Genomic DNA, 12,550 nt, shown 5'->3' on the forward strand with positions numbered 1-12,550 from the left:
TTGCACTGAATTAATAAACCCGTTTTGAAAAAATTAATACCACTCATACAGCAATCGCCTTCAAAGAATATTGTAATTACAACACATCACAAACCGGATGGTGATGCAATGGGTTCTACCTTGGCGTTATACAATTTTCTCAAAAATATAGGACTGCAAGCAACTGTTATTACACCAACTGATTATGCAGATTTTTTGACTTGGTTGCCGGGTAATGAATTTGTTGTTTTATATCCGAATGATGTTGAAAAGTGTAATCAATTAATCGTAAATGCGGATTTTATTTTTTGTCTTGACTTTAATAAGTTGTCAAGAATCAATGAAATGGGGGTGGAGGTTGAGAATTCCAAGGCAATGAAAATCCTGATTGACCATCATCAAGAAGCACAGCAATTTGATGATATGCAATGGTGGGATTCAAAAGCAACTTCTACTTGCGAGCTGATATTTAAACTCATTTTGACGGAAGGATATTCTAATAAGATAGATGTCAATGTTGCAACCTGCATCTATACAGGGATGATGACTGATACGGGTGGATTCAGGTTTAGAGGTGTGAGTTCGGAAACGCATGTAATTATTGCCGCATTATTAAAAACAGGAATAGTGCCTGCTGATATTCACTCAAAAGTGTTTGATAGTTTTACTGCTGATAGGCTTAGGTTGATTGGGTTTGCACTGTCTGAGCGTATGGAAGTGTTAAACGAATATAATACGGTGTTGATTTACTTGACACAAGAGGACTTGAAGAGATTTAACGTAAAAACAGGCGATACAGAAGGTTTGGTTAATTATGGACTCGGAATAGAAGGCATGGTTTTATCAGCATTAATTATTGACAGAACTGTTATGATAAAGATGAGTTTTCGTTCCAAAGGCGAATTTGATGTAAATGCTTTTGCAAAAAAATTGTTTGGAGGCGGAGGACATATTAATGCTGCCGGAGCCAGCAGTAATCATCCACTACAAGAAGTGATAACTACGTTTAAAGAAAGTTTAAAAGAATATAAAACACAACTCAAATGAAACGACAACACAGCAATTGGTTGGTAATAATCGCATTGGTTTTGGCAGCATCTTGCGGCACAAAATCAGGTTTTGAAAAAACCAAAGACGGACTTCAATTTAAGTATCTATTTAGAAGTGATAGCAAGGTTTTGCCACAATTAGGACAAATTTTGTTTATCAATTATATCATTAAAACAGAGGATGACAGCACTTTGTTCAGCACCTATGACGATTTGAAGCGTCAAGACAGAATAGAGTTACAAGAGCCTACATTCAAAGGTGGAGATATTTTTAGTGCATTAGCGATGATGTCAGAAGGAGATAGTATGGCATTTCTTATTTCGGCAGATTCTTTCTATCTCAAAACCAGACAAGAAGGACAGCTCCCTTCAAACATCAAGACAGGGTCTTTCTTGCAATTTGTTATCAAACTCGAAAAGATTGTTAATGCACAAGATTATGACGCACTGAAAAACAGAGAACGCTATGAAAGATTGATAAAGGAAGTGGGTGAAATAGATAGCTTTTTTAAAGCAAAAGGTTGGAAAGACACCAAACTTGACAATGGAATAAGATATTACATAACCGAACATACAGAAGGCAAGCAAGCCAAGTTGAACAGCGAAGTAGAATTTCACTATGTAGGAACATTATTAGAAAACGGAGTTGAATTTGTAAACTCCTATTTAGCTGGTGGCAGAGCAAGGTTTATTGTTGGTGATGAGGATATTAAACCGGAAGCCATGAATTATATGGTAATGCAACTGCGAGAGGGCGAAAAAGCAACATTCGTTGTGCCATTTGATCTTGCATTTGGCGAATATGGCGTAGCGAACCTTGTACCACCCTATGCAACCGTTATTTATGAAATCTTCTTGGTAAAAGTGAAGGAATAGTAACTTTGGAGCTAATAACAATAAGATTGTTGTGGCAATGAGTTATTCGAATTGTCTGAAGGTTTGCACTATTTTGTTGGATTCAATACAGGATTAAATCCTATAACTCAACCAATTATTTCTCTATACCGCAACCCTGCAAACAACATTCTTCATATAGCAGGGTTGATAGAGAATAACCTATACAGAATTTACAACATGTTAGGAGTTGAAGTTTCAACAGGATATAGTAATGGCAACTCCCTGTATGTTGCAGATTTGCCAAAAGGGGTGTATTTACTTCAAATCCAAACCAAGTCAAGTGTTTTACAGTCAAGATTTGTAAAAAAGTAGTTTTGATTTGTCAAGACTTGTGTCTTGTGTGTTTTCAAAACATTAATCAATCTAAAGTATCGGTACATTTTTTATGCTTAAAATATTTTAGGCAAAAAACATTACTTTTGACAACCTCAAAAAAGACAAACTTATGACTAAGAAAATTTTATCAATCTTTATGTTGGTTTCTGTGCTGACATTTTTTACTGCAAATCTTTCTTCTTGCAAAAAAGACGAAACGAAAGAAACAAATGATGACGGAACTCCGGGAGCAGTTGATGTTATTATTATTGGCAGTTGGAAAGTAAATAAAGTAACGTTAAAAGGTGCAGATGTAACAAGCACGTATTTGTCAGCACAGAAAAGTTTTGACATGACTTTTAACTCTAATGGAACATGTGCTGTTAAAAGAGGTGGTGCAAATCTTCCGGGTAATTATGACTTTAATAAAGATAAAACACAATTAACCATTACATATTATAATGATGAGATTGAGCGTTTTCAGATTATTAAATCTACCACCACTACTCTTGTGATGAAAATGACTAGCGGAACGGAGAACCACGAATTTACGTTTAAGAAAATCTAAGACTCTTTTAAGAGTTAGTTGTGATACGTTGTGAATTACACTGTATTCAACGTAAATTCGCACCGCTAAAAAATGGAAAGTCCAAAAAAGATATTAATTACAGGAGGTGCCGGTTTTATTGGCTCTCACGTAATACGCAGGTTTGTCAAAAATTATCCTCAGTATGAAATTTTTAATCTTGACAAGCTGACTTATGCCGGCAATCTCGAAAATTTGCTCGATATAGAAAGTGCAAGTAATTATACTTTTTTAAAAGGTGATATTACTGATGAAACATTCATAGCTCAGCTATTTGAAAAACACCAATTTGACGGAGTGATTCATCTTGCTGCCGAGTCCCATGTGGACAGGTCAATTCTCGCGCCTTTAGAATTTTTGAAAACGAATATCTTAGGAACTGCAATTTTGCTTCAAGCCTTTAAGAAGCATGGCAATACAAGTGCCGGATTGTTCTATCATATCTCTACAGATGAAGTATATGGAGAGTTGCATGATGATGGTAAATTTCTTGAAACTACACCGTATTCTCCAAACTCGCCCTACTCTGCTTCCAAAGCATCCTCAGACCATTTTGTACGCGCATATCATCGCACTTTCGGGCTGCCGGTTATTATTTCAAACTGTTCAAACAATTATGGCTCACACCAGTTCCCGGAAAAGTTAATTCCTTTGTTTGTCAATAATATCCAAAACAATTTACCATTACCTGTTTACGGGAAAGGTGAAAATGTAAGAGATTGGCTCTGGGTGGAAGACCATGCACGCGCAATAGATGTGATTTTTCACAACGGTAAAGTAGGCGACACTTACAATATTGGAGGTAATAACGAATGGAAAAACATTGATTTGGTATTGCTTATGTGTAAACTGTTAGACGATAAATTGGGGAGAGCAACAGGAACATCTCAAAAGCTTATTACCTATGTAAAAGACCGTGCCGGACATGACTTTAGATATGCAATCGATTCAACAAAATTAATGTCAGAACTTGGTTGGAAACCTTCTGTTAATTTTGAAGAAGGATTGTCACTTACCATTGATTGGTATTTAAACAATCGTCAATGGCTTGACAATGTAACCAGCGGGGCTTATCAGAGTTATTACCAAACCCAATATAGCAACAGATAATCAAATAAACCTAAATTTGCGCCCGATGAAAGGGATTATACTTGCCGGAGGATCAGGAACAAGACTACATCCACTCACACTCGCAATCAGCAAACAGTTGATGCCGGTGTATGACAAGCCCATGATTTATTATCCTTTGTCTGTTTTGATGATGGCAGGTATCAAGGAGATATTAATTATTAGCACTCCCCATGATTTGCCATTATTTGAAAAATTGTTGGGAGATGGACAAGCGATCGGTTGTAGTTTTGAATATGCTGTTCAAGAGGTGCCAAACGGACTTGCACAAGCATTTGTTATTGGAGAGAAGTTTATTGGCAATGATAAAGTGGCTTTGATTCTGGGCGACAATATCTTCTTTGGCGAAAGCCTTCAAGATTTATTACATTCTTGCAAAGAACCTGAAGGAGGAATTGTATTTGCATATCACGTGTCAGATCCGCAACGATACGGGGTTGTTGAGTTTGACAATAAGATGAATGCTGTTTCTATTGAAGAAAAACCATTAAATCCCAAATCAAATTTTGCAGTACCGGGTTTATATTTCTATGACAATGATGTGGTTGCAATCAGCAAATCTCTTAAGCCTTCTGCAAGAGGAGAGTATGAAATCACAGATGTGAACAGAATATATTTGGAGAGAAAGAAACTCAAAGTAGGCTTGATGCATCGAGGAACCGCATGGTTAGATACAGGTACTTTTAGTTCACTTATGCAAGCAGGTCAATTTGTTCAAGTGATTGAAGACAGACAAGGATTGAAGATTGGATGTATTGAAGAAATAGCTTGGCGTATGGGTTTTATTAATGATGAACAATTGTTGAAAGTAGCCAAACCGTTAGAAAAATCAGGTTATGGAAGCTATCTGATTAATTTATTAAATAATAAACAATGGAAATAAAAAAGCTGTTCCCCATTTTTCTCTTTGGGCTGATTTTTGTGTTTGGTGGATGTAAGAAATACACCTCTAATGTGATGCTCAAAACCAAGAAGGACGATATAAATTGGTCTTCTGAATATAAAAAGGTGGTTGACGAGTATAAACTTAGACCCGGAGATAAGATTCAATTCAATATTTATACAAATTTAGGAGAAGCAATTATTGACCCTTCGGGAAATTTAGTGTCTGCAAATACTGCTGCTCCATCCGATAACCAAACCACCGACAATGGTAAGCCTGAATATGTAATTTCAGAATCAGGATTCTGCTTTTTCCCGGTCATTGGTAAGGTGCACATTGCAGGCTTAAGAATTTCTGAGTTAGACAGCTTACTTTCTACTAACTATGAAAAATTTTATAACCAAGTATATATTATCTCAAGAGTAACCAACAAGAGAGTAATCGTTTTAGGTGGAAATGGCAGCAAAATCATACCGCTCATTAATTATAACACAAGTTTATTAGAAGTGATTGCCTTGTATGGCGGTATAGGCAATGATGCTCGTGCCTACAATATCCGCATTGTTAGAGGAGATTTGAAAAACCCCGAAATTACAGTAGTCAATCTCAGAACGGTAGATGACATGAAAAACACAATTGTCAATATTAAACCCGATGATATTGTATATATAGAACCTGTGAGACAGCCCGTTTTAGAAGGATTAAGAGAGTATAGAGAGATTTTCTATATCACCAATTCACTGCTCACCATTTTTTTATTGATTGACAGATTAAAATAAGCAATATGCAGGAATTTGAAGAAGACATACAATCAACATCAGATGAAACCGGGTTTGGAGGGATTGACGTATTCAGGTTGCTGCTTGTACTCAAAAAATCCATAGTCTGGGTGATTCTGTTTGTTTTGATTGCAGTCGCTTCTTGTTACTATTATCTAAGGTATGCACAGCCGATTTATAAAGCATCTTCTTTAATCAAACTTGATGTACAGTCGGAGGCAGCGGATATTGGGATGGGAAATGTGGCAACTCCATTTTCTAAACAAATTGATAACTTGGTCGGAGAGACAGAGTTAATTAAGTCTTCTCTTGTAGCATCAGAGGTTGCCGATTATTTGGATATTGATATTTCCTATTATGCCATTGGTAACATTCTCACAACAGAACTGTACCGTACTAACCCTTTTGAGGTTAAAATTGTATCTGGCAGCAAATCTGACATTGAAGATATAAATTACTATGTAACCTTTACCTCTGATTCGCAATTTGAAATTTCGGCAAATGAGGATGATAAAAATGCCTCAAAACATAATATTGGCGATGTTATAGAGGAGAAAGGGTTAAAGTTTGCTCTTATTTGGAACCCTGATTTTAAAGGGGGAATAGGCAATCAAAAGAATTATTTTTTGAGGTTTAACAGCAAATCTTCTCTTGTTTCCTATTTGAGAGCAGGTTTGGAAGCCAACATTGCAGTAAAAGAAGCAAGGACGATCTCGATTGAATTTACAGATTTTAATAGAACTAAAGCTATTGCAATTGTGAATGCATTTGACACAGTGTATTTGAAACATTCGCTTGCAAGAAAGCAAACTTCGCAAGAGCAAACTATCGCTTTTCTTGAAAATCAGTTACTCGAAACTTCTAAAAAGTTAGATGATTCTGAAAAAGAGATTGAACAATTTGTTAGAGAAAACAAAACAGCAAATCCCGGCTCAGAATTTTCAACTGTGATTCAGAAAGTGCAAGAGCAACAAGATAAAAAAGTATTGCTTGAGGCTCAGAAAAAGCAATTAGCTGATATCTTAGATTTTATTCAACGCGATGCATCTCGGGATAATGTTTTTCCGCTGGTATTTGGCATCGAAAATCAACAAATCATTGATGGCATAAATAAAATCAATGAGCTATACAAACAAAGAGAGTTACTCAAAATATCCAATAAGTCCACAACTACACCATTTAAGAAAATTGATTTAGAAGTATCAATCATAAAATCACAACTGTTGGACTATGTCATTGAATATAAAAATTCTCTCATTACTCAGATTACCGAGATAAATCAACGAATTCAAGAGTTTAACAGTTCATTCAATGAATTGCCAAGCTTAGAAACTGAGTTGAACAGATTAAAAAGATACCAAAGCCTCTATGAGAAATTCTACCTTTCTTTGTTAGATAAGCATATAGAGTTTCAAATTTCCAAAGCCGGTACAGTTCCTGAGTTTACAATCTTGAGTGCAGCCACCTCATCTCCAAAGCCAATACATCCCGACAAGAACAAGATTTGGTCATATTTCCTGTTAGGTGGTATTATTCCGGGTTTGTTGTTAATAGGAGCGCGGTATATGTTAATGAACTTGGTATTAGATCCTAAGGCTGTTGAAAAGAAAATTAAAGCACCGGTACTCGGATTGATTCCGTCTTATAAGAAAAAGATAGATGCATCTACGCTGATTGTAGATCACAATCCTAAGTCTTCTATTAGTGAAGCCTTGAGAACAATCCGCTCCAATGCAGATTTCTTATTGGATGAAAAGCCCAATCATTTTATTGCTGTAACTTCTACAGTCAGCGGAGAAGGTAAAACCATGTTTGCGATTAATTATGCCGCCATTACAGCGTTGAGCGGTAAGAGGGTTATTATCCTCGACTTTGATATGCGCAAACCCAAAATCCATATTGGTTTTAATGTACCAAATAATTTAGGTATCAGCACAATATTGGTTGGTCAAACTAAATGGGAAGATGCAGTGCAGCATACCCGAATCGCAAACTTAGACTTTATTACTTCTGGTCCTACACCGCCAAACCCCTCAGAACTTATTCTAAGAAAGGATTTTGATAAACTTATCTATGCCTTGTTTGAAAAATATGATGTGGTTATGGTTGATACTCCTCCTATTGGTTTGGTTACAGACGCCAGTACTATTATGACCAAAACAGACCTCTCGGTTTATGTAATTCGTTCAGGATATTCTCATAACAATACTATTTCAAACGTCAATAAGTTATACTCAAGCAAGAAACTTAACAATCTGTCGGTTGTTATTAATGATGTTAAAGTTGGAAGTAAGTATGGATATGGATATGGATATGGCTACGGATATGGCTACGGATACGGTTACGGATATTATGATGAAGATAAAAAACCTAAAAAGAGTTTTTTAAAGAGAATCTTTAAATAACAAATGAGTTTTTTCGGATCTTTTTTTTCAAAGCATAAACTACAATATTCTCCTCTCACATGGGATATGCACGACCATTTACTGTTCGGGCTGGACGATGGTTCGGAATCGCTTGAAAACTCGGTTCTGATGGCAAAAAAATATGTAGAACTCGGATATTCTCATATTACTTGTACCCCTCACATTATTACCGACTTCTATCCTAATACAAAAGAAACCATTCAAGAGAAAGCACTCATTCTGCAAGGTGAACTACAGAAACAATCTATTCCGCTTACCATTGATTTTGCTGCAGAATATTTCTTGGATGTTAGTTTTATAAAAAAACTCAAAGAGAATGAGCCTCTGCTAACTTTTGCAGGAAATCATGTTTTGGTTGAAACAGGGTTTTTAAATATGCCAAAAAATTTACATGACACTTTCTTTGAAATCTTTTCTCATGGCTTCATCCCCGTATTGGCACACCCTGACAGATATGTTTATTTTCATTCTAATTTTGAGTTAGCGGAACAAGTTTTTCAAACAGGTGCCAAATTTCAACTCAACTTGCTGTCGTTTATTGGGTATTATTCTGCAATGAGCAAGAAGTTTGTGGAATGGCTTGTTGAAAAGAAATATTACCATTTCTTGGGTACTGATGCCCATAGCATCAAGCATTTAGATTTATTGCCTAAAGTTTGGAATTCTAAAGCATTTTCTAAAATTGATTTTGACAGAGTTGAGAATCTAAAAAAGCCTTTATTTTGACACAAATAAGCAATTTAACTTGTCAGCAATCAAAAAATTAGCCGCTCAGACTCTCACCTATGGAGTTTCGAACATCATCGGTAGATTTATCAATGTTCTTTTATTGCCCATTTATACCGCTTATTTGCAATCTGCAGCTGACTTTGGTGTTGTTACCGTTGTTTTTACTTTGGCAGCTTTTCTCAATATTGTTTATACTCATGGTATGGAAACTGCCTTTTTTAACTTCGCCAGAACGGACGTTGGAGAGAAAAAATCTTTTACTGCTGCATTTAATTCAGTGTTGATTGTGAGCCTTGTCTTGGCTACAGCCGGATTCCTTTTTTCAAATAGTATTGCAAGGATGCTGGATTATGAAAATCAAGCAGTTATTTTTAAATTATTAGCAGGCTTTCTATTGTTTGATGCTCTTTCTGCACTTCCTTTTGCATGGTTGAGACAACAAGAACAATCAAAGCGATATGTAGTAATAAGACTAGTCGGTATTTTTATTAATATAGGGCTAAATCTAATTCTTATACCGGGATTATTGTGGGCATACAATCGCCAACTCATTGCATTTGACCCACAACCATATTTTATCAGTTTTATTTTCTGGTCTAATTTTGTTTCAAGTGCCTCTGTGTTTCTGTTGCTACTACCCATCATAATGAAAAACAGAACACAAATCCCTAAGGAACTTTGGCGCAAAATGCTCTCTTTTGGGTTGCCCTTGATTTTGGTTGGGTTTGCAGGCATTGTGAATGAAACCCTTGACCGAATCTTGTTAAAGATACTTTTACCGGTTGGAATTGCAGATACCGAAGTTGGTATTTACAGTGCATTTTATAAAATCAGTATTGTGATAACATTATTTATCCAATCTTTCAGGTATGCAGCAGAGCCGTTCTTTTTTAACCATACAAAAAATGAAAATCCTCAAAAAACCTATGCTCAGGTGATGACCTATTTCGTGTGGGTTTGTGGATTCATCCTCATTTTAACCTTGGTGTTCCTTCCAATTATTGCCAAAATGCTCATACGTAATCAAGAATATTTTGCAGATGGGAGAGGTTTTGCGGTTGTTCCCCTGCTCTTGTTGGCTAATCTGTTTTTGGGAGTATATTACAATCTTTCAATTTGGTATAAACTTTCAAACAAAACCATGATGGGTGGCATTATTGCCTCTTTGGGAGCAGGGCTGACTGTTGTGCTGAATATGCTATTAATACCAAGTCTGGGTTTTGTCGGTTCTGCTTGGGCCACTTTGGGGGCTTATTTCGGTATGACTGTGATTAGCTTTATTGTGGGCGAAAAATATTATCCTGTACCATATGCGTTTGGCAGATTGACACTCAACTTTTTGTTGTTGAGCGCGATATGTCTTTGGTTTTATATCGCATCTCCTCAGCCCTTATACATGGTAATGGCTGCTATTGCTTATGCAGCCTTTTTCTGGATTCTTGAAAGACCCGATAAAAACCCTAATTTTGCACGACTTTTTAAAAAATAATGGCGGTAATCAATATTATAAATAAATCAAATAATCCCCTACCTTCTTATCAAACAGAAGGTTCTGCCGGTATGGATTTAATGGCTTTTTTGGAAAATGATATCGTAATAGAACCCAACAAAACAGCATTGATACCCACAGGTTTGTTTTTTGAATTGCCACAAGATATGGAAGCCCAAATTCGCCCTCGTAGCGGATTGGCTTTTAAACATGGGATTACTGTTCTAAACGCACCCGGCACCATTGACAGTGATTACAGAGGAGAAATAAAGGTATTACTTATTAACCATTCGGATATTTCTTTTTCAATTAAAAATGGCGAACGTATTGCACAAGCTGTTTTTGCTCGTGTTGAGCAAATCAAATGGCGAGAAAGCAACGAACTTAACCAAACAGAAAGAGGTGCCGGTGGATACGGACATACAGGTAAATAAAGTTAAATTAGTATTAGTTAGATAAATGAAGATAATAGTTCCGATGGCGGGTCAAGGAAAAAGAATGAGACCCCATACACTCACAGTTCCAAAACCCTTAATTCCTATTGCAGGAAAACCGATTGTACAAAGATTGGTTGAAGACATTGCACAGATTTGTGGTGAAACCATTTCTGAAGTGGCATTTATAATTGGAGATTTTGGTAAGGAGGCCGAAAATGCATTAATTAAGATTGCCGAAAGTGTAGGCGCAAAAGGCACAATCTGTTATCAAGATGAAGCACTTGGAACAGCACACGCTGTCCTTTGTGCAAAGCATGCGTTAGATGGCGAAGTTATTATTGCCTTTGCAGATACTTTGTTTAGAGCAAAATTTGATTTTGACAGAAATAAGGATGGAATGATTTGGGTACATTCGGTTGAAGATCCATCTGCTTTTGGCGTGGTTAAGCTGAACGAGCAAGGCGTGATTACTGATTTTATAGAAAAACCCCAGCAATTCATTTCTGACCTTGCTATTATTGGTATCTATTATTTCAAAGACGGAAACAACCTTAAAAATGAACTACAATATTTGATTGATAACAATATCAAGGAGAAAGGAGAATATCAATTAACAAATGCCTTGGAGAATATGAAAGCAAAAGGCTTGCAATTTGTGCCGGGCAAAGTTGACGAATGGCTGGATTGCGGAAATAAAAATGCAACTGTTTATACCAACCAAAGAGTCCTAATTAACAATGCAGCTAACAAAGAAGACTATACTGCACGATTTGATAAGAGTGTTACCATCCATGAACCTTGTTTTATTGCGGCCGGTGTAGAAATAACAAATTCTGAAATTGGTCCTTTTGTATCAATTGGTGAAAATTCCCGTATTGAGAATGCTAAAATTAGTAATAGCATTATCCAAAATAACACCAGTATTAGTAACATTAACTTTGCAAATTCAATGATAGGCAACCATGTTGTTTTGCGTGGCAATGCCGGTGAGTTTAGTATAGGTGATTATAGCACTATCGTATAACTGCTTTGCTTGTCGTAAGTAAGATTTTTGCAAATCCGAAGAATCATTTGGTAATACACTTGACATAGTTACCTTTGTAGTCAATAATATTATAGGTTGCAGCCTTTGAATACCCTGACAATAAATACCTGTTTCTATTTCAGCTTGCTCATTCAGTTGCCGTACAATATTGTTCAAATACAAGACAGAACGGCAATTTGATAAAAACAACTCACCATAAGCAAGACTGCAAAAAAAGCAAACAACATTTTGAATTTATCAATTATGAACTGCAACATCGTTGCATCCTTTATCTTATAAATGTAAACACATCATTGTTTACACTCAATCAATATTCTATTCCCAACCTTACACAACCCAATATATAATGGCAGATACATTTAATAAAAAAGCACTTCAAGAAAAAAAAGCAAAGAAGAAGAAAAACAAGCAAGAGAAAAGAGAAGAACGAAAACTCAACAATGACAAATCTAAAAATTTTGAAGATATGTTAGCTTATGTAGATGAGTTCGGCAACATTACAGATGTTCCACCCGAAAATAAAAGAAAGGTTGAGGTTAGCTTGGATGAAATCCAATTAGGAGCAGCCCCGGTAGTGGAACAAAAAGAATTTACAGGAGTGTTGACCACCTTCTTTGCAGACAAAGGATTCGGGTTTATTACTGAGGATAAAAGCAAGAACAGCGTATTTGTTCACATGAATAAAATGTTAGAACCCATTAATCAATACGATAAGGTGAGCTATGAAAAGGAGAAGTCTCCTAAGGGTTTTTCTGCCGTAAATGTGAAGAAAGTTAAGTAATTCTAACTTTCGTTTCATTTTTTAATT

The 12,550-nt window shown here is 36.0% G+C and carries 13 protein-coding genes; all 13 read left to right on the forward strand.

From position 1 onward, the window contains the following. Window positions 1-24: 24 nt before the first annotated feature. The 13 genes from M0R38_00365 to M0R38_00425 all read left to right on the forward strand — a co-directional run bounded on the left by M0R38_00365 (window position 25) and on the right by M0R38_00425 (window position 12,523). Entirely contained in the window at window positions 25-1,026 is a 1,002-nt protein-coding gene (locus tag M0R38_00365) for a bifunctional oligoribonuclease/PAP phosphatase NrnA (GenBank protein ID MCK9480202.1), read from the forward strand. After that, the gene (locus M0R38_00370; GenBank protein MCK9480203.1) at window positions 1,023-1,904 is read left to right on the forward strand and encodes an FKBP-type peptidyl-prolyl cis-trans isomerase; all 882 of its coding nucleotides are present in this window, start codon (window positions 1,023-1,025) and stop codon (window positions 1,902-1,904) included. The genes M0R38_00365 and M0R38_00370 overlap by 4 nt, the downstream gene beginning before the upstream one ends. A 51-nt stretch (window positions 1,905-1,955) precedes the next feature. Continuing rightward, a complete protein-coding gene (locus tag M0R38_00375) occupies window positions 1,956-2,237 on the forward strand; it encodes a T9SS type A sorting domain-containing protein (GenBank protein MCK9480204.1) in 282 nt (93 codons plus the stop codon). A 133-nt stretch (window positions 2,238-2,370) separates the two neighbouring features. Beyond that, the gene (locus M0R38_00380; GenBank protein MCK9480205.1) at window positions 2,371-2,808 is read left to right on the forward strand and encodes a DUF5004 domain-containing protein; all 438 of its coding nucleotides are present in this window, start codon (window positions 2,371-2,373) and stop codon (window positions 2,806-2,808) included. Window positions 2,809-2,880: 72 nt separating this feature from the next. After that, a complete protein-coding gene (gene rfbB / locus M0R38_00385; protein ID MCK9480206.1) occupies window positions 2,881-3,936 on the forward strand; it encodes a dTDP-glucose 4,6-dehydratase in 1,056 nt (351 codons plus the stop codon). Window positions 3,937-3,961: 25 nt separating this feature from the next. Continuing rightward, complete coding sequence (gene rfbA, locus M0R38_00390; GenBank protein MCK9480207.1) at window positions 3,962-4,837, forward strand: glucose-1-phosphate thymidylyltransferase RfbA; 876 nt, start codon at window positions 3,962-3,964, stop codon at window positions 4,835-4,837. After that, window positions 4,828-5,616 (forward strand): polysaccharide biosynthesis/export family protein, encoded by a 789-nt coding sequence (locus M0R38_00395; protein MCK9480208.1) that lies wholly within the window; start codon window positions 4,828-4,830, stop codon window positions 5,614-5,616. Before rfbA ends, M0R38_00395 begins: the two co-directional genes overlap by 10 nt. A 5-nt stretch (window positions 5,617-5,621) precedes the next feature. Beyond that, a complete protein-coding gene (locus M0R38_00400; GenBank protein MCK9480209.1) occupies window positions 5,622-8,021 on the forward strand; it encodes a polysaccharide biosynthesis tyrosine autokinase in 2,400 nt (799 codons plus the stop codon). Window positions 8,022-8,024: 3 nt separating this feature from the next. Then, a complete protein-coding gene (locus M0R38_00405; GenBank protein ID MCK9480210.1) occupies window positions 8,025-8,768 on the forward strand; it encodes a capsular biosynthesis protein in 744 nt (247 codons plus the stop codon). Window positions 8,769-8,787: 19 nt separating this feature from the next. Next, window positions 8,788-10,260 carry an oligosaccharide flippase family protein gene (locus M0R38_00410; GenBank protein MCK9480211.1) on the forward strand — a complete coding sequence of 491 codons (1,473 nt, stop codon included), beginning with the start codon at window positions 8,788-8,790 and terminating at the stop codon, window positions 10,258-10,260. Continuing rightward, window positions 10,260-10,694 carry a dUTP diphosphatase gene (dut, locus tag M0R38_00415; GenBank protein ID MCK9480212.1) on the forward strand — a complete coding sequence of 145 codons (435 nt, stop codon included), beginning with the start codon at window positions 10,260-10,262 and terminating at the stop codon, window positions 10,692-10,694. Before M0R38_00410 ends, dut begins: the two co-directional genes overlap by 1 nt. Before the next feature lie 25 nt (window positions 10,695-10,719). After that, window positions 10,720-11,721: a sugar phosphate nucleotidyltransferase gene (locus M0R38_00420; protein MCK9480213.1), complete on the forward strand. Its 1,002-nt coding sequence runs from the start codon at window positions 10,720-10,722 to the stop codon at window positions 11,719-11,721. Between the two features lie 367 nt (window positions 11,722-12,088). Next, window positions 12,089-12,523, forward strand: a complete 435-nt coding sequence (locus M0R38_00425; protein ID MCK9480214.1) for a cold shock domain-containing protein — start codon at window positions 12,089-12,091, stop codon at window positions 12,521-12,523. Window positions 12,524-12,550: the final 27 nt, after the last annotated feature.

It is taken from the genome of Bacteroidia bacterium (assembly GCA_023228875.1).
In the GTDB taxonomy this organism is placed as follows: Bacteria; Bacteroidota; Bacteroidia; order NS11-12g; family UBA955; genus JALOAG01.

Excerpts from the sequence above, each read along its gene's own strand:
- M0R38_00420 (MCK9480213.1), top strand. The coding sequence starts at position 10,720 with ATGAAGATAATAGTTCCGATGGCGGGTCAAGGAAAAAGAATGAGACCC.
- M0R38_00395 (MCK9480208.1), top strand. The coding sequence starts at position 4,828 with ATGGAAATAAAAAAGCTGTTCCCCATTTTTCTCTTTGGGCTGATTTTT.
- M0R38_00405 (MCK9480210.1), top strand. The coding sequence starts at position 8,025 with ATGAGTTTTTTCGGATCTTTTTTTTCAAAGCATAAACTACAATATTCT.
- rfbB (MCK9480206.1), top strand. The coding sequence starts at position 2,881 with ATGGAAAGTCCAAAAAAGATATTAATTACAGGAGGTGCCGGTTTTATT.
- M0R38_00425 (MCK9480214.1), top strand. The coding sequence starts at position 12,089 with ATGGCAGATACATTTAATAAAAAAGCACTTCAAGAAAAAAAAGCAAAG.
- M0R38_00380 (MCK9480205.1), top strand. The coding sequence starts at position 2,371 with ATGACTAAGAAAATTTTATCAATCTTTATGTTGGTTTCTGTGCTGACA.
- M0R38_00370 (MCK9480203.1), top strand. The coding sequence starts at position 1,023 with ATGAAACGACAACACAGCAATTGGTTGGTAATAATCGCATTGGTTTTG.
- M0R38_00400 (MCK9480209.1), top strand. The coding sequence starts at position 5,622 with ATGCAGGAATTTGAAGAAGACATACAATCAACATCAGATGAAACCGGG.
- rfbA (MCK9480207.1), top strand. The coding sequence starts at position 3,962 with ATGAAAGGGATTATACTTGCCGGAGGATCAGGAACAAGACTACATCCA.
- dut (MCK9480212.1), top strand. The coding sequence starts at position 10,260 with ATGGCGGTAATCAATATTATAAATAAATCAAATAATCCCCTACCTTCT.